The 17,326-nt window shown below is 71.7% G+C and carries 11 protein-coding genes; 10 read left to right on the top strand and 1 reads right to left on the bottom strand.

Features of this window, described 5'->3' with window-relative positions; translation table 11 throughout:
* The first annotated feature begins 1 nt into the window (after position 1).
* The 5 genes from FHR36_RS39880 (at position 2) to FHR36_RS12740 (ending at position 7,388) form a co-directional block, all read left to right on the top strand.
* Positions 2-1,417, top strand: a complete 1,416-nt coding sequence (locus FHR36_RS39880) for a nitroreductase family protein (RefSeq protein ID WP_253796486.1) — start codon at positions 2-4, stop codon at positions 1,415-1,417.
* 21 nt (positions 1,418-1,438) lie between these two features.
* Positions 1,439-3,289 carry a TOMM precursor leader peptide-binding protein gene (locus FHR36_RS12755; RefSeq protein WP_253796484.1) on the top strand — a complete coding sequence of 617 codons (1,851 nt, stop codon included), beginning with the start codon at positions 1,439-1,441 and terminating at the stop codon, positions 3,287-3,289.
* Entirely contained in the window at positions 3,286-5,688 is a 2,403-nt protein-coding gene (locus tag FHR36_RS12750; protein WP_253796482.1) for a lantibiotic dehydratase, read from the top strand. Before FHR36_RS12755 ends, FHR36_RS12750 begins: the two co-directional genes overlap by 4 nt.
* Positions 5,685-6,851 (top strand): thiopeptide maturation pyridine synthase, encoded by a 1,167-nt coding sequence (locus FHR36_RS12745; RefSeq protein WP_253796481.1) that lies wholly within the window; start codon positions 5,685-5,687, stop codon positions 6,849-6,851. The genes FHR36_RS12750 and FHR36_RS12745 overlap by 4 nt, the downstream gene beginning before the upstream one ends.
* A gap of 150 nt (positions 6,852-7,001) precedes the next feature.
* Positions 7,002-7,388 (top strand): winged helix-turn-helix transcriptional regulator, encoded by a 387-nt coding sequence (locus FHR36_RS12740; RefSeq protein WP_253796480.1) that lies wholly within the window; start codon positions 7,002-7,004, stop codon positions 7,386-7,388.
* Positions 7,389-7,529: 141 nt separating this feature from the next.
* On the opposite strand, the gene FHR36_RS12735 is transcribed toward FHR36_RS12740, so the two are convergent.
* Positions 7,530-8,627, bottom strand: coding sequence for an ROK family transcriptional regulator (locus FHR36_RS12735; protein ID WP_253796479.1), 1,098 nt, complete (start codon positions 8,625-8,627; stop codon positions 7,530-7,532).
* Between the two features lie 258 nt (positions 8,628-8,885).
* Between FHR36_RS12735 and FHR36_RS12730 the strand changes: the two genes are divergently transcribed.
* From FHR36_RS12730 to FHR36_RS12710, 5 genes are all read left to right on the top strand, one after another.
* A complete protein-coding gene (locus FHR36_RS12730) occupies positions 8,886-10,181 on the top strand; it encodes an ABC transporter substrate-binding protein (protein ID WP_253796478.1) in 1,296 nt (431 codons plus the stop codon).
* Positions 10,182-10,285: 104 nt separating this feature from the next.
* Positions 10,286-11,239, top strand: coding sequence for a carbohydrate ABC transporter permease (locus tag FHR36_RS12725; RefSeq protein ID WP_253796477.1), 954 nt, complete (start codon positions 10,286-10,288; stop codon positions 11,237-11,239).
* Positions 11,236-12,078 carry a carbohydrate ABC transporter permease gene (locus FHR36_RS12720; protein ID WP_407660819.1) on the top strand — a complete coding sequence of 281 codons (843 nt, stop codon included), beginning with the start codon at positions 11,236-11,238 and terminating at the stop codon, positions 12,076-12,078. The genes FHR36_RS12725 and FHR36_RS12720 overlap by 4 nt, the downstream gene beginning before the upstream one ends.
* A gap of 53 nt (positions 12,079-12,131) precedes the next feature.
* Positions 12,132-13,460 (top strand): Gfo/Idh/MocA family protein, encoded by a 1,329-nt coding sequence (locus FHR36_RS12715; protein ID WP_253796476.1) that lies wholly within the window; start codon positions 12,132-12,134, stop codon positions 13,458-13,460.
* 438 nt (positions 13,461-13,898) lie between these two features.
* The gene (locus tag FHR36_RS12710; RefSeq protein WP_253796474.1) at positions 13,899-16,919 is read left to right on the top strand and encodes a glycosyl hydrolase family 95 catalytic domain-containing protein; all 3,021 of its coding nucleotides are present in this window, start codon (positions 13,899-13,901) and stop codon (positions 16,917-16,919) included.
* Positions 16,920-17,326 lie beyond the last annotated feature (407 nt).

Genomic DNA, 17,326 nt, shown 5'->3' with positions numbered 1-17,326 from the left:
CGTGACCACCGAGGCCTCGCGCTACCAGGAGGACATCCGCACCCCGACCGAGGTGGCGGACCCGCAGGCGTACCCGCGCCGGATCGTGAAGAGCTACCCGGGCGCGCCGCGGCACCCGCTGCCGTGGCCGCCGGAGCAGCCCGGGCACCGGCTCGGCCGGGTGCTCGCCGGGGTCGGCGGGATCACCCGCTCGCAGTGGCTGACCCCGCTGGACATGCTGCCCTTCACCGGCAGCTTCGAGACCATCCCGGACAACGATCCGCTGCAGTGGCTGGTGACCCGGCGGCCGACGCCGTCGGGCGGCGCCCGCTACAGCGCGGAGTGGTACGTGATCGCCGGTCCGGACTCCGAGGTGCCGGCCGGCGTCCACTACTACGACCCGGCCCGGCACGAGCTGGTGCAGCTGCGCTCGGGTGACCACCGGAGCTGGGCGGCGTCCGGGCCGGCCACCACGGTCCTGGTGCAGACCAACGTGTTCTGGCGGCTGGCCGCCAAGTACGGCGAGATGTACTACCGGCTCACCTGCCTGGAGTCCGGGATCCAGGTCGCGCAGGCGCTGGTCGTCGCGGCCGAGGAGAACCCCAGGGCCCGGCTGTGCTTCCCCGACGCCGACCTGACGGAGCTGCTGGGACTCGACCCGCGGGAGGAGGGGGTGCACGCGGTCGTCGAGCTGCTTCCGCCGGTGCCCGCCGCGTACGGCGGCCCGTCGCTGGCGGGCTTTCCGCGGGCGGCCGGTGTGCACGCGGCCGTGCTCGCGCAGAGCCGCCCGGGCCCCGAACCGCTGGCGGCCGCGCCGGCGGCGGGCGGCACGCGGATCGACCTGCCGTACGTAGCACCCGACCTGGCGGCCGGCACCCGGACCCGCCACGCGGCGATGCGCGGGTTCAGCGGCGACGCCATGTCGATCGACACGCTGGCCGCGGTCCTCACCGGCTACGGTCAGGGGGCACGCTGGGACCTGGCGCCCGACCTGATCGAGTTCCACTGCGTCGTGGCCGACGTGACCGGCGTCCCGGACGGCGCGTACCGCTACCACCCGGGCGAGCACCGGTTGGAGCTGGTCGCCGAGGGCGATCCGCGCCATCGCCTGCGCGAGGCCGCGATCACCTCGCTGACCCAGCAGGGCGCCCGTACGGCGAACCTCTGGCTGCTGCCGGTCGGGGACGCCGCCGCGGCCGAGGAGCGCTACGGCGAGCGCTGGTACCGCGTCCAGCACGCGGCCGCCGGTGCCGCGCTCCACCGCGCCTGCCTGGCCGCCGCGTCCGTCGGGGTGGCGAGCCGGATCCACAACGACGTGCTGACGCACGTGCTGGACGAGTGGTTCGGCCTGGGCGGTCGCAGGCGGGGCCTGCTGATGGCGCAGCTGGGCACGGAGCACCCGGCCGGACTGCGCCCCGAGTTCCGACTGACGTACTGACGTGGTGAGGGAGAAGCGCTCGTGAGTTCCACGGTGATCGGTGACGGCCTGCTGGCCGCCGCCGTCGCTCGGCGTCCACCGGAGGTGCTGGTGGTGGCGCGCGACGGCTGGGACACCGGCGACTGGGCCGCCGCACACGACCTGGGCCGGCCCTGGCTGCCGGTGTGGACCGAGCTCGGCCGGGTCGTGGTCGGCCCGCTGGTGCGGCCGGGCGAGCCCGGCTGCGTCTGGTGCCTGCAGAAGTGGCGCTCCAGTGCGCCCCGGCGCGAGCAGTGGACCGGCGAGCTGCGGGGGCACGACCGGATCGCGGCCGAGCCCTCGCACTGGCTGTCGGACTTCGCCGCCGAGACCGTGCGCGAACTGGTGCACGCGGGCGCCGCCGAGGACTGCTGCTGGTTCCTCGACCTGCGCGACCTGTCGCTGGCCAGGCACGCGTTCCTCCCCGACCCTTTGTGCCAGGTCTGCGGTGCGCTGCCCGACGACACGGCGGCGCGGGCCGAGCTCACGCTCCGGTCGCGGCCCAAGCCCCGGGCCGGCGCCAGCCGGATCGGCGACCTGTCCGAGTCGCGGCTGACCGCGCTCTACGTGGACGCCGAGACGGGCGTGGTCGCCCCGCCCACCGGCCTGAGCGGGTCGCTGTTCCCGCTGGCCGAAGCCGTCCTGGCCGAGTACGGCTACCGCGGCGAGGCGGGGTTCGGGCGTACCAGTGACTTCGCGGCGTGCCGGGCCACCGCGGTGGCCGAGGCGATGGAGCGGCTCGGCGGTCAGTGGGCCTGGGGCAAGCGGACCACGGTGCGCGGCAGCTACGCCGAACTCGCCAAGGACGCCCTCGATCCGCGCTCGCTCGGCCTGTTCCCCCCGGAGCGCTACCAGCAGCCGGACTGCACCTACCAGCCGTTCACCGAGGACGCGGTGACCGACTGGGTGTGGGCGTACTCCTTCCGCGAGGCCCGGCCGGTGCTCGTCCCGGAGACGTACGCGTACTACCGGACGGACTGGCGGCCCGGGGCCGAGCCGGACAAGCCGTTCACCTTCGAGATCTCCAACGGCTGCGCGCTCGGCGGCTGCCTGGAGGAGGCGATCCTGCACGGGATCCTGGAGGTCGTCGAACGCGACGCCTTCCTGATGACCTGGTACGCCCGGCTGCCCCTTCCGGAGGTGGACCTCGCCCGGGCGCCCGACCCGCGCGTCGGACTCGTCGTCGAACGCATCGAGCGCGCCGGCTACCGGGTGCGGGCCTTCGACATGACCCTGGCCGAGGGGATCCCCGCGTTCTGGGTCCTGGCCCAGGACACCACCGGTGACACCACCCGGCCGAAGGTCCTGTGCACCAGCGGATCGGCGCTGGACCCGGTCTCCGGCGTGCTCACCGCGCTGCGCGAACTGGCTCCGATCGTCGAGCAGGAGGTGCGCAGGTACCCCGCGGAGGCGGAGCGGGCCCGGAAGATGGCCGCCGACCCGGATCTGGTGCGGGTCATGTCCGACCACGCGCTCTGCAGTGCGACGCAGGAGGCGTTCGACCGGTTCGACTTCCTGCTCTCCGGCAACCGCGTGGTCGGCTGGGAGGAGCTCGGCCGGCGGCCCTGGCCGCTCCACACCGACCTGCGGGACGACCTGACCGAGGCGGTCGGGCGGATGCTGGCGGGCGGCATGGACGTCGTGGTCGTCGACCAGACCTCACCGCTGCACGAGGCCGCCGGCCTGCACTGCGTGAAGGTGATCGCACCCGGCGCCCTGCCCATGACCTTCGGCCAGCAGAACCGGCGGACCACCGGGCTGCCCCGACTGCTGACGGTCCCCCACCGGCTCGGCCACGCGCCGCACCCACTGACCGAGGCCGACCTCAACCCGCACCCCCACCCGTTCCCATGACCGGCCACGCCACCACCTTCGGAGTACGCGTCGCGGGCCTGCCCGCCACCGTGCTCGACCAGCTCGCGGACGAGCGGCTGCGGGACGCGCTGCTGTCGTCGGCGCGCACGGCGGCCGCGCTGACGGCCGACGCCGCGGCGCTGTCCGACCGCTGCCACGCGGTGATCGGCGCGCTGCGCGACCCCGCGGCCAAGCCGAAGCTGGTCGCGCTCCGGCGGAGCGTGCACCAGCTGCGCGACCCGGCACGGCTGCTCGCCGATCCACCGGCCCGTACCGCGCTCGGCCGTGAACTCGCCTCCGACATCGCCGAGTTCGGCCGAGCAGTGGGCGAGTACCGTGCTCACCGTGCGCAGTTGCCGGCGCTGCTGGCCGAAGCGGACCGCGCCGTCGGGGCCCGGCTGCGGCAGATCAGCACGGATCCCCGCTTCGACCAGGGCCTCGCGCACGCCAGCCCCACCCTGCACACCGTGCTCCGGGGCAGGCCCGGACGGCAGGAGCTGATCCGGCTGGCCGTGTACGCCGCGCGCGCCGCGGCCAGGACCAGCCCGTTCAGCACCTTCACCGCCAGCGGCCTCGGCCGGTTCGTCCCCGACGGACCGGCGGTGCGCTGGACGGCGACCGAGCAGGCCCGCTCGGTCGTCGAACTCGACCTGTCGGTCCTGCTCCCGCTGGCCGCCGAGCTGACCGGGGTGACGGTCCGGGTCAACCCGAGCGCGCGCCTGGTGGCCGACGGGGTCCGGTTCCTCGGCCCGGCACCCGCCGAGGAGTTGCTCACCCTCCCGGTCACCCCGGCGCTGCGCCACGCCCTGCGGGCAGTGGCCGGTGAGCCGACGTTCGCCGAGTTGACGGCAGGCTTTCCGGCGCCGCCGGAGCAGGCGGCCGGGTACCTGCGCTCACTCGTGACGGCCGGCCTGCTTCTCGTCCGACCGGACTTCGACGAGCACGGGGTCGATCCGCTCGGCCGATTGGCGGACCGGGTACCCCGGCTGGCGCCGGTCCGGGAGGCGCTGGCCGCGTACCGGAGCGCGGACGGGGCACAGCGGATCGCGCTCGGGCCGGTGCTGGACGAGCGGCTGCGGGCCCTCGGCATCACCGGAAAGCTGCGGGACGTCGTGACCGAACAGTCCGTCGTCCCGGGCGTGGTGGTCGAAGCGGGTCTGCCGTCCTGGCAGGAGACGCTGGACGATCTGGCCCTCGCCTGCCGGCTCCTCGCGGTCTTCGACCACACGCTGCCGTTCCGGCTCGCGGTGGCCGCGTTCATCCGGGACCGCTTCGCCGCGGGCTCCCCCGTGCCCTTCGACCGGTTCTACGCCGAGCTGGTGCGCGACGGCCACGAGGCCATGCGACTGCACCCGGCCGCGGTCGCCTTCAGCGGGGCCGGGACGACCGGGCTCCTCGCGGCCAGCCCGGTCGCCGAGGTGCGCCGCCTGGTCGAGCTGATCGCCGAGGTCCGCAGCGCGCTGTCGGACCGGGAGCGGATCGAGCCGGTGCTCGACGCGCTGCCGGCCTGGGTGCGGCCGGTCGGCTCGGTCGCGGTGTACGCCCAGCACGACGGCCACCGGTTGGTCGTCAACGCGGTGAACTCCGGGTACGGCCGGGGCCGGTCCCAGGTGCGCCGGCTGCTGCGCCACGCTGGCGACGATCCGCTCCCGGTCGACGCGGTGTACCCGAGCACGCGGGGGTACGCGGAGTTCACCGCGACGCTCGCCACCTCGCTCAACCAGCGTGAGCTCACCCTGCCGGGCCGGCTCGACCACCCACCGGCCGCCCGGCTGACGGTCGGGGTGGGCGAGGACGGGCTCCCGGTCCTGCTCGACGACGGAGCGGTGGTCCGTCCTGTCCACGGCGGGCTGTCCTACGAGCGGCAGTTCCCGCCGGTGCTGGCGCTGCTGGTGGAGGCGTTCGGCGAGAGCCCCATCCTGCTGCGGCCCGACCAGCCGCTGCAGCACGAGGCCGGCGCCGCGAGCGGCAAGGACCGGGTGCTGCACGCGCCGCGGCTGGACGTCGGGCGCGTCGTGCTGCGGCGGGCCGCCTGGGTGGCCCCGCCGGGGACGCTGCCGCGTCGCGGGGCCGGCCGGTCCGACGCGGAGTACCTGCTCGCGCTGGCGGCCTGGCTGGCCGACCACGGCATCCCGCCCCGGTTCTTCGTGTCGGTGCTGCGGACGGGCGCCGCACCGGCGGGCCCGCCCACGAGCGATCGCAGCCGCAAACCGATGTACGTCGACCTCGGCTCGCCGCCGCTCGTCCTTGCCTTCGAGCGCCTGGCCGGGGACCCGGCCGCCGCGGCGGTGTTCCACGAGGTCCTGCCGGAGCCGGAGACGGCCGTCGTCGATCACCTCGGCGTGCCGCGGGTGTGCGAGTACCTGATCGAGCTGAACTGTCTGGGAGAAGGAAAATGACGGAATCCTCATGGCGCAGCGTGAACGTCTTCCGCCACGACAGCGGCGGCGACCGGACCGACCTGCTGCTCGACGCGGTGCGCCCGTTCATCGACGCGGTGTCCCCTGCGGTGTCCGGGGTGTACTTCCAGCCGCACTGGCGGCGCGGGCCGCACGTCCGCATCCCGGTCCTGGCGAGCGACGAGGCCTTCGCGCAGGTCGTCGTGCCGGCCGTCACCGGCGTCCTCGACGAGTACCTCCGGGCGCATCCGTCGACCGTGGTCCTGGACGAGCGGGCGGCGCACCCGCACCACCTCCGGCTCGCCGAACACGAGCGCGAGAGCGGGCCGCTGACGCCCTGGGCGCCCAACAACACCATCGAGATCGCACCGCACGACCAGCGTCTGCACGTGCTCGGCGGACAGGCCGCGGCGGATCTGCTCGCCGAGTACTACGTCGAGAGCAACGCGGTCGTGTTCGAGATCCTCGAGCACATCCGCGGCGGCGGCTCGAAGATGGCGCTCGCGGTGGACCTGTTCATCGCGGCCGCGAACCGGTTCCTCCCGCCGGTGACCTACGGGTACCTGTCCTTCCGCGGACACGCCGACGCCTACCTGGCGAAGCTGCCCGACGGCATGCGCGAACGGTTCGACCGGGTCTACGCGGCCAGTGCGGAGCACTTCCGCCGGCGGGTCGTCGAGATCACCGCGGCCGACGACTACCACGACGTCGTCCCGTTCAGCGGCCTGCTCGACATCCTGCTCCGCTACCGCAACCGGGCCGGCGCGCTGCTGGCGTCGGGGGCGTTGGCGCTCAACACCGACGAGAACGGCGACCCGCAGGCGTGGGGTTCGAGCTGGAGCGCCTGGTCCGACCGCAGCCCCTTCCACAAGACGCTCGGCGGCCACCGGGCCGCGGCCGACCAGCTCGGCGGCTGGAGCGAGTTCCAGCAGTACCGGGTCGTCCTCAACTGGATGTACCTCAACATGTACCGGCTCGGCATCGGCGAGATGGAGCGCAACCTGATCTGCCACGTGGTCTCCCGGGCCGTCGAGGAGGTCCACGGGGTGACCGCGCTGGACCGGATCCAGGACCTGATCGGATTCGTCGACAATGGCGGCCGGCTGCAGGCGGCCGGCACCGAGTCGGCTCCGCCCGGATCGAATAGGTACTCCGTAGGGTAGTTTTACGCCTCCCGTGGCCAGGTGACGGTGCAGCAGTCTGGTGGCGACTGCACACGGAAGGTGCGGTTCACCCACCCCCGCCGTCCCGCGCTCGCGCGTCCGGCGCCGGAACCGCACCTTCCGCACCGGACGGAGCACGGAGGACGCGCCATGGCCACCACCCTCGAGACCAGCGCCACCGTCGGCATCGGCTACCGGTCGGACGGCCCGAGCCGCCTGATCCTCGACCAGCTCGCCGACAAGTGGTCGATGACGGTGCTGGCGTTCCTCGACCGACCGAGGCGGTTCAACGAGATCAAGCGCCACCTCGACGGCGTGACCCAGCGGGTCCTGACCCACACCCTGCGCCGCCTGGAGCGCAGCGGGCTGGTCGCGCGGCGGGTGCTGACGACGTCGCCGATCGGGGTCGAGTACTCTCTCACCCCGCTCGGCGAGTCCCTGCTGGAGCCGCTCAGCCACCTCTACGCCTGGACGGACGCCAACCTGGACGACATCCGAGCACATCAGCTGGCGTACGACCAGCGCGTGCGCGGCTAGCTGAACCCGGCCGCTGGATCGGCGGGCATGCCCGGACTGCCGTCGGCCACTCGCTGCTCAGCGAGTTCCGCGACCGGCCGGGCCGCGCACCGCGGTGCCGGCCCACCTTCGTCGCACCCTGCCGCGGCCACCTGCGCCCCGTCAGGGTGCGAGTGCCGCGATGAGCCGGGCGGAGTCGGTGTCGAAGAGCTCTTGCTCGACGTGGTCGAGAGCGAACCGGACGGCGCCGAGCGCGACGGCGTCGTGGCCGAGGGTGGACAGCCGGATGGGAATGGGGACGAGAGTCTTGGCATCGAGGTGGCTCTGGAGCGGCCCGAGGAGCGTCTGACCGGCACGGCTGAGACCGCCGGAGAGGATGACGCACTCGGGGTCGACGGCGAGGACCAGGGCGGCGATACCGGTGGCCAGGCACTCGGCGACCTCGTCGATGCGGGCCCGGGCGTCGGCATCGCCCGCGGCGGCCGCACGGACGGTGCTCTCCCGGTCCTCGGGCCAGCCGCCCATGGCGCTGAGGGCCTCCTGCCAGCGGGACTCCGGCAGTGCGCCGATCTCTCCCGCTGCGCCGTGGACGCCTTGGAGCACGCGGCCGTCCACGACGATGCCGGAGGTGACGTAGCGCCCGGCCAGGATGTGGACGAAGTTGTCGGTCGTCCGACCGATGCTGCGCCAGCGTTCGGCGAGTGTGGCGAGCCTGGCGTCGTTGCCGACGAGAACCGGCACCTCGGGGAGTACGGCCAGCCCGTCGCCGAGACGGCAGCCCGCGGTCTGGGGGAGCCGGCCGCTGCGGATCACCCTTCCGTCGGGTCCGACGATGCCGCTGATCGCGGCGCCGACGGCCAGGACCTGGCTCTTCTCGATCCCGGCCTCGCCGAGAGCCGAGTCGATCACCTCCCGGGCCGCCCGGGCCCGGTCGTCCGTGGTGGCCTGCGGATCCAGCGGGCCGCTGCGCCGAGCGCGCTCGCTCCCGGCCAGGTCCGTGACGATCACGTTCACCTCGTGGACCGCCAGGTCGACGCCGATGACGTAGCCGTACTCGGAGCGGAAGCGGTACCACTTGGCCGGCCGGCCGACGGGGCGCTCGTCCGTCTGCGGCACGAACTCCTCGGCGAGGCCCGCGCCGACCAACGCGACCGCGGCGTCCTCGGCGGTGTTGCGGGACACGCCGATCGCCTTGGTGAGATCTCGAAGCGTCACCTGCCGGGACGCGTGCAGTGCGCGCAGCACTGCCACGGTGTTCATCCGCTGAAGCAGTGACCCGTCGCCACCTGCTCGTCCCATCGGTACCCCTTGACATCGGGCGCTGGCCTCGAACAGACTCTAGCAAGTTTTTTTAGTCAGTGCCTCAAAAAATACCTCTGGGTGATCACCCCCCACCCGGAGCGGTGCATGCCCCCCAGTGCACTGACTCCCGAGCGTCCACACGACTCCGCTCACCACCCCCCTCCCCTGCCACCCGATTGCCCACGCCCTGCGAGCGCGGGCCGGGAAGGACCCATCGTGCGCAAAAGAGCGCTGCTCTCCGCCGTCGCCCTGTCCACCGCCCTCGCCCTGTCCGGCTGTGCAGCCGGCGCCTCCGACGGCGGGTCCGCCAAGGGCGGTAGTACCGTCACCCTGACGTTCCTCACCTTCGAAACGCCGAACCTGACGGCGAAGTACTGGGACGACGCGATCGCCCGCGCCTCGGCCAAGGTCCCCGGCGTCACCATCAAGAAGCTGGTCGCCCCCTCGGCCGATCCAGGCGCCTACGCCAAGCAGCTCGCGGCCTCCGGCCAACTGCCGGACATCATGGCCTCGGTGTCGCCGAACGGCTTCGCCCAGGCCGGACAGCTCGCGTCGTGGACCGACGCCGAGCTCACCGACTTCGTCTCGCCGCACTCCAACCCGATCAACGGCAAGATCTACCAACTGCCGTACAACACGCAGCCCATCCCGCTCGTGTACTACAACAAGGCCGACTTCGCGCAGGCGGGCATCACCGGCCCACCGAAGACCTACGCCGAGCTGCTCGACGACAGCTCCAAGCTCAAGGCCGACGGCATCACCCCGTTCGTGGTCGGCGGCGGCGGCAAGGACACCTGGGCCGACATGTACCCGCTGATCGCCGCCGTCGGCGCCGACACGTACAAGGCGGACCCCAACTGGCTGGCCGAGAAGGCCGCAGGCAAGGCGAAGTTCACCGACCCGGCTTTCACCAAGGCCGTCGCCAAGATCTCCGACCTGGCCAAGAAGGGCTACATCGACACCGCGGGCCTGTCCCGTTCCTATGCCGACACCGAGCAGGCCTTCCGCGACAACAAGGGCGCGATGTACCCGATGGGCTCCTGGTTCGCGGCCTCCGCCGACGCCCGGAAGCCGAGCTTCGACATCGGCGTCTTCCCCTGGCCCACCGACGACGGCTCGCTGGCCGTGCCGGCCTACACCGGCGGCGGCCCGGTGGTCTCGTCCAAGGCCCCCGACGTCGACCTGGCCAAGAAGTGGGCGCTGGCCTTCACCCTCGACAAGACCTCGTCGGACGTGTCGGTGAAGACCGACGCCTCGATCATCGCGATCAAGGGCTACACCCCGCCCACCGAGGTGGGCCCCGTCTACGCCCAGACCGTTGACCTCTACCAGCAGGCGGTCAAGCAGAACGCCATCGTCAACTCCTTCTCCGTCGAGACCGGTGACGGCTCGATGCCTGCCGGACTCGCGGGCAAGACGGCCTCCGGAGTCGCGGACCTGATCAGCGGCAAGACGAACGCCGACCACTTCAGCGCCTTCCTCGACAACGAGTGGGCCAAGGCAACCCAGTAGCCCCACCACGAACGACCGGCACCGGCCCACCATCCGGGCCGGGCCGGTCGCCGACCGCACCATCGGGTACCAGCACCGAAGAGCTAGGACACCAGGAGAGCACCATGGCCGCGACACTGACCCAAAGAGCGGGCGAAGGCTTCCGAGCCGGCAGACCGGCAACGACCCCGAGGAACGGCCGCCGACGGCTCACGAAGGCACTGCACTTCCTGACCTTCGGCGCACCCGGCCTGCTGATCTACCTCGCCCTCGTGATGCTCCCGATCGTCATGACGGTGCGGACCAGCTTCACCAATCGCAACCCCGCCAACCCACCGACGACCTGGGTGGGCCTGCACAACTACACCCGCCTCCTCCACGACAGCGACTTCACCGGCGCCCTGTGGAACACCGTGATCGTCTCGGTCATCGTGACCGTCGCGGCCAACGCGCTCGGGCTCGCCATCGCACTGCTCCTGGATCGGCCGGGCCGGCTCTACAACCTGCTGCGCTCGGTGTTCTTCACCCCGGTCGTGCTGTCCTCGGTGGTGGTCTCGGTCATCTGGCAGGCCATCCTCGCCGACGACGGCCTCCTGGACACCGTGCTGCGCAACCTGGGGGTGGCCGACCCACCGGGCTGGCTGTCCGACCCGGACATCGCCCTGTACTCGGTGGCGTCCATCATCACCTGGCAGACACTGGGCTTCTGCGTGGTGGTCTACCTGGCCGGCCTGGCCGGCGTCCCGACCGAACTGCTGGAGGCCGCCGAGATCGACGGCGCCGGCCGACTGGCCCGCTTCCGGCACGTCACCTGGCCCATGTTGGCACCGGCGGTGACCATCAACACCATCATGCTGCTGATCTCCGGTTTCAAGGCCTTCGACCAGATCCAGGTGCTCACCAACGGCGGTCCCGGCAACGGCACCACCTCGACCATCGCCTTCCAGGTCGTCCAGACCACCTTCACCGGCAACCACATCGGCTACGGCGCGGCCATGGCGACCGCGATGCTCGTGATCATCGCAGCGCTCGCGGTCCTCGCCCTTCGCATCCTGCAGCGACGGGAGGTCACGCTGTGAGCACCCCCAGCGGATTGCGCACCACCTCGTGGCTACGGCCCTTCGCCGCGACCTTCGTCACGGCCGTGTTCTTCGTGCCGCTGTACGTGGTCCTGGTCAACGTCTTCAAGCAGGGCCAGGACATCACCGCCGATCCGGTGGGCCTGCCGGTCCCGCCGAGCCTCGACTCCGTCCGGCAGGTCCTCTCCCGCCCGGACCACCTGTTCTGGTACGGCCTGGTCAACAGTGTCGAGATCACCGCGATCTCCATCACGGCCGTGACCGTGATCTCGGCGATGCTCGGCCACTACCTCGCCCGCTCGCAGGGCCGCTGGGCAAGGGCGGCGCTCGCGTTCCTGCTCTGCGGCCTGATGATCCCGCCGGCGGTGATCCTCGAACCGGTCACCGAGGTGCTGCGCTCACTCGGCCTGATGACCACGATCGTGGGCCTGGTCCTGGTCAACGTCGGCTACTACGTGCCGTTCGGTGTCTTCGTCTTCACCGGCTTCATGAAGACCATCCCGATCGAACTGGAGGAGGCCGCGGCCCTGGACGGGGCCGGACGCTTCCGGATCTTCTGGCAGATCGTCTTCCCGCTGCTGCGGCCCGCCTCGGCCAGTGTGCTGATCTTCCTCGGCGTGTGGGTCTGGAACGACTTCCTCAACCCGCTGCTCCTCCTGGGCCCGGCCAGCGGCACCACGGTCACGGTCGGCATCTACCGCGCCATCGGCGAGCACCACAGCGACTTCGGCCAGGTCTTCGCCCTCATGTTCCTGGCGACCCTGCCCGTCCTCATCTTCTACCTCGCCTTCCAGAAGCACTTCGTCAAGGGCCTGACCGGCGGCGCGACCAAGGGATGACGGACCGTCAGACCGGCCCGCCCACACCTCGATCTTCCTCACAGGAGCACCACGTGAACCCCAGCACCGAGACCACGGCCGACGCGTTCATCACCGGCGACCTCAGCCGACCCCTCGGCCGCCCACTGACCATCGCCATTCTTGGCGCGGGAGCCCGCGGCACCGCCTTCGCCGACCTCGTCGCCGAGCGGCCCGAGGTGGCGCGTGTGACGGCCGTGGCCGAACCGCGCGAGCGGTTCCGCGGCGACCTCGCCGCCAAGCACCACATCGCCCCCGAGTTCCGGTTCACCCACTGGCGCGACCTGCTGGCGCGCCCGCGGCTCGCCGACATCGCGCTGATAGCCGTGCAGGACGCCGAGCACGCGGCAGCGGCCACCGCGCTTGCCGGGATCGGCTACCAGATCCTGCTGGAGAAGCCGATGGCCACCAACGAGGCGGACTGCGAGGCCATCGCCGAGGCGGCGCGCCGGAACGGCATCACCCTGGCCGTGTGCCACGTCATGCGCTACACCCCCTACACCGTCAAGCTCAAGCAGTTGCTGCGCGAAGGCGCGATCGGTGACATCGTCTCCCTCCAGCACCTGGAGCCGATCGGCAACTACCACTTCGCGCACTCCTACGTCCGCGGGAACTGGCGCCGCGAGGACGAGTCCTCCCCGCTGCTGCTGAGCAAGTCCTGCCACGACATCGACTGGATGGCCGACATCGTCGGACAACGTGTGGCCAGGGTCAGCTCCTTCGGGTCGCTCACCCACTTCCGGCCCGAAGCCGCCCCCGAGGGCGCCTCCGACCGGTGCGTGACCTGCCTGCTCCAGGATTCCTGCGCCTACTCGGCCACCACGCTCTACCGCGACGGCCTTCGCGACGGCCGTGCCGACGACGGCGGCGCCAAGCGGTACATGACCCGGGTCGTCACCGGCGGCGAGCTGACCGAACAGGCCGTGGCAGACGCCCTCACCGACGGCCCCTACGGGCGCTGCGTCTACCGCAGTGACAACGACGTCCCCGACCACCAGGTGGTCAACCTGGAATTCGAGAACGGCGTGACCGCCGGCTTCACCCTGACCGCCTTCACTCCGCTGGAGAACCGTCACACCAAGATCTTCGGTAGCCACGGCCAGCTCACCGGCGACGGCCGCCGCATCGAGATCTACGACTTCCGCACCGAGCAGCGCACCCTCCACGACACTGCGGTCGACGGACCGTCGGCCGCCGAAGGCCACGGTGGAGGCGACCGGGCACTCCTCAACGCCTACCTCGACGCTCTGCACGGCGGCCGCCCCGAACTCATCGTCTCCGGCATCGAGGCGACCCTGGCCAGCCACCGCGTGGTCTTCGCCGCCGAACACGCGCGCCGCACCGGAGGCGTGGTCGAACTCTGAGAGGGGCGTCGACAGGGCCCCGGCCCCACCGTCCCGGGGCGGCCGGGTCCCTGTCCCCGATCTTGATCACCTGTGACGGAACGGCGCCGGGACCCAGCCGACCTGAAGAGCCATCAGTGCGCCCAGCGCCGCGATCAACAACGCCCGGTCGGTGTGCCCCGCCGACGACACCAACACCCGCAACCACCTGGTCCTGGACCGCTCTACGAGGGATTCGGCACCCGCCGACTCTCCTTGAACCGAACAGCGCTCAGGGCCCAGGCCGTCCCGATCTGCCGCAGGAGCGCCTGACGGGCCGGATCGCCCGACTCCTACCGCGGTCGGCGCCACGGCAGATCAGCAGTACAGCCGCACCGAGTACGGCACACCCAGAACAGCACGTCCGCAGCGTCGCGGTCGGGCAACGTCCCCTCCGCGGCCTTACCCCAGGAGGTCACCATGTCATCGTCCTTCCACCCCCGTACCCCCGGATCGGGGCTCAGCCGCCGGCAGGTGCTGGGCGCAGCAGTCGCCACCGGCGCGGGCATGGCGCTGGCCGCCGCCCTGCCCGGGGCCGCCGCCGCAACCGCGCCCGCAGCAGCGGGCTCCGGCGTCGCACCCACCGAATGGGACACGCTCGCCGCGAGACTCGACGGCATCCAGGGCGTGTCCACCACTCCGCCCACCGGCGTGGTCACCAACGGCTACACCCGCGGCGCCCTGCTCGGCAACGGCGACCTGGGCGTCGTCGTCGGCTACACGGACGTCGCCCAGCGCTTCTACTTCGGCCGCATGGAGCACTGGGGCACGACGTGGGGCCCCAGCACCGGCCTCACGGACAGCTGTCTGTCGATCGCCAACCTGACGATCTCCTCCCCGGACACCTCCCCGTCCCCGGCGGACGCCTACCGCATGACGCAGGACATCCGCACCGGCGAGGTCCGCACCAGCATGCAGCTCGGGACGCCGACCGTCAGCATGGTCTCCTGGACGGCCGACTGCGACAACGTCTTCGTCACCGACCTGTCCGTACCCGCCGGCAGCCCCGACGCCCGCATCACCGTCGCCCTCGCCGCCCGCTCCTCCTCCCCGGGCCACAACGTCCAGTACCCGACCGTGGCGAGCGTCTCCGCCGACGGCACCACCCTGCGGCTCACCCGCAGCGGAGACCCGTTCCCGGCCAGCGACTGGCGCTCCACCCAGGCCCTGGCCGTCCGCCTGATCGGTGCCTCCCACACCAGCGCCTCGGCCACCGCGGAGGAGGCCACCGTGACCTTCACCCTCACCGCCGGTAAGTCCGTGCACGTGGTGACGGCCGTGCGCGGAGACGCCCGGAGCGGCCCCGGCGGCCCCGCCGCGGCCACGCTCGCCGACCGGGCCGAGGCCGCCGCCAAGGCGATCACCGCGAGCCGTCTCGACAGCCTTCGTGCCGAACACCACGACTGGTGGCGGGACTTCTGGATGCGCTCGTACGTCGATCTGGGCGACCCGGCGCTCGAGAGTTACTACTACGGCGCCCTGTACGTGCTGGGGGCCTCGACCCGCGCCGGAAAGCTGCCGCCGGCACTGTACGGCGGGTGGATCACGACCGACCTGCCCAACTGGGAGAACAAGTACTTCCTCAACTACGACTACGAGGCCACGTTCTACGGCGCCGGATCCGCCAACCGGCCGGGGTTGCTCGAGTCCTACTGCCGGCCGCTCCTCGACGAGCTGCCCTACCAGCGCAACAACACCGCGCAGCTCGGCTACCAGGGTGCCTGCTACGGTCGCAAACTCACCCCGCAGCACATCGGCAGGCCGGCACCCGCCCCGGTTCCGGTGGCCGCCACCAAGAACCCGCGCGGTCTCACCGACCAGAAGTCCAACGGCAGCTTCGGCTTCATGCCGGCCATCGACCGCTGGCAGTACTACCGCGAGGAGGACTACCTGCGCAAGGAGCTCTACCCGGCGCTCAAGGAGCTCGCGGCGTTCTGGGCCGACTACATGACCTGGGACGGCACGCGCTATACGGTCGAGCACTCCGGCTCGCACGAGAACTGGGACGACTTCAACCCGGGTCTGGACCTCGGCTTCATCCGCAGGGTGTACACCGTCCTGCTGGAGGCGTCCGTCCTGCTCAACCAGGACGCGCGGATGCGCAGCGAGTGGCAGCACGTCCTGGCCAAGCTCTCCGCGCAGCCCACGGGCACCTACGGTGGAACCTCGGTCTACACGCTGGCCGAGGTCGTCGACCCACGCCACTCGCCCTTCGTCGTCCACGACCAGCCGATCAATCTCGAAGGCGTCGTACACCCGGCGGGGGTCGTGCAGTTGGGCTCGGCCCCGGTGGATGTCCAGCGCGCCCGCGACTCGCTCGCCCTGCAGAACGAATGGGGCTCCACCGGCAACAGCTACCCGAAGACCTTCCTGATGGCCGCCCGGGTGGGCTGGTCGGGTCCGGACCTCCTGGCCAGGTTCAAGGCACAGACGGCCAAGCGGTGGCGGCCGTCGAACCTCACTTACGCGCAGCCCGGCGGGGGCCTCGAGACCACGGCCAACATCGAGATGCTGAACTCGATGCTGCTGACCGGTGAGTTCGGTCTGCTGCGCTTCTTCCCGGTCTGGCCCGCCCACCGCCCTGCCTCGTTCACCAGGTTGCGCGCCAAGGGCGGTTACGTCGTCAGCGGAAGCCTGAGCCAGGGTCGGGTGCAGCAGGTCGACGTGCTGGCGGAGCACGCCGGGACGGTCCGCTTCGCCAACCCCTGGGCCGGCCTCGTCCCGATCGTCGAGCTCGTCGAATCCGACGGTCACAAGACGTCCACCGTGCCCGTCTCCAAGGAGAGGGCGGGCGGCCCCGGCACGGGCGACGGAGCGGAGGCTTACACGTTCAAGGCCAAGGCCGGGGCGACGTACCGGATCACCCGCCCGGCATCGGCGGTGGCCGGCACCCTCGCCGGTGCCGTCACGACCACCGCTCCCGGACCGGTCGACCTCACCGCCGCCGGCACCACGGACTGGGTGCACTACGGCTTGGCGGGCCGAACCGACCGGAAGGCCGACGGCGGCGCCAGGATCAGCGACGTGAGCGTCATCGGCAACGACACGCTGCACGTGTTCAACGAGGGCAATGTGACCTACAGCTGGACCGACGGCGCACCCACCGCGGCAGCCACAGCGACCCCCACCGGGTTCTTCCTGCGCCGGGTGGGCAACGGCTTCCGGCTCACCGTCCCGGCCGGAACCGAACCGCAGCAGCTGAGCCTGCACCTGGGTGCGTCGAAGGCGCTGGCCACGGTCAGCGCGATGCTGTCGGACGGTTCCGCTCCCCCCTGGTCCGGCACGTTCGACTCCCAGTCGAGCAACGGCAACGCCACGGCCGTGCTGAACTTCGCGGCGGCGTCCGAGGGCCAGACCCTGACGGTGACCTACCAGGTCACCGTCTCGCACAGCGCGGACGGCCAGGGCAACGCGACCCTGGCGGCGGCGACCCTCGCCTGACCGGGCGCACCACGAGGTCCCCGGCGAGCGCCGGGGACCTCGTGGTCGTGAGTGCGGCGTCATCGAGGAGGAGGGAAGGAAGGAATTTAATTAACTTACTGGCGTATTGAATGTTCACTTGGTCCGCCCATACGCTCTGGCCTGCCACACCTGCCGACCGGCCATCGCGCCACAGGGTCGGACGACCACGACGGTCGTGTCCGCGGCAGGTGAGGACCGGGCCGACATCCCTGCGGAACGACAGTGCACGCGCCGGAGGGGCACCCGGTAGCACGACCCGCGCCATCGGACGGCGCCCCACCGCGCTCCTCGGAGGTTCACGTGTCCCCGCTCATCCACCGCGCCGTGCCGGGGTCGTCACCCTCGGCACGGCCAACGGGATGTCGTCCCCGCCGAATCGCGATTCC

Origin of the sequence: Kitasatospora cinereorecta (assembly GCF_024172095.1) — a bacterium.
Taxonomy (GTDB): Bacteria; Actinomycetota; Actinomycetes; order Streptomycetales; family Streptomycetaceae; genus Kitasatospora; species Kitasatospora cinereorecta.
This window is presented reverse-complemented; position numbering and strand designations above follow the sequence as displayed.

Coding starts and splice junctions, on each gene's coding strand:
- FHR36_RS12735 (WP_253796479.1), bottom strand. CDS start 8,627: ATGAACACCGTGGCAGTGCTGCGCGCACTGCACGCGTCCCGGCAGGTG.
- FHR36_RS12745 (WP_253796481.1), top strand. CDS start 5,685: ATGACGGAATCCTCATGGCGCAGCGTGAACGTCTTCCGCCACGACAGC.
- FHR36_RS12750 (WP_253796482.1), top strand. CDS start 3,286: ATGACCGGCCACGCCACCACCTTCGGAGTACGCGTCGCGGGCCTGCCC.
- FHR36_RS12740 (WP_253796480.1), top strand. CDS start 7,002: ATGGCCACCACCCTCGAGACCAGCGCCACCGTCGGCATCGGCTACCGG.
- FHR36_RS12710 (WP_253796474.1), top strand. CDS start 13,899: ATGTCATCGTCCTTCCACCCCCGTACCCCCGGATCGGGGCTCAGCCGC.
- FHR36_RS12725 (WP_253796477.1), top strand. CDS start 10,286: ATGGCCGCGACACTGACCCAAAGAGCGGGCGAAGGCTTCCGAGCCGGC.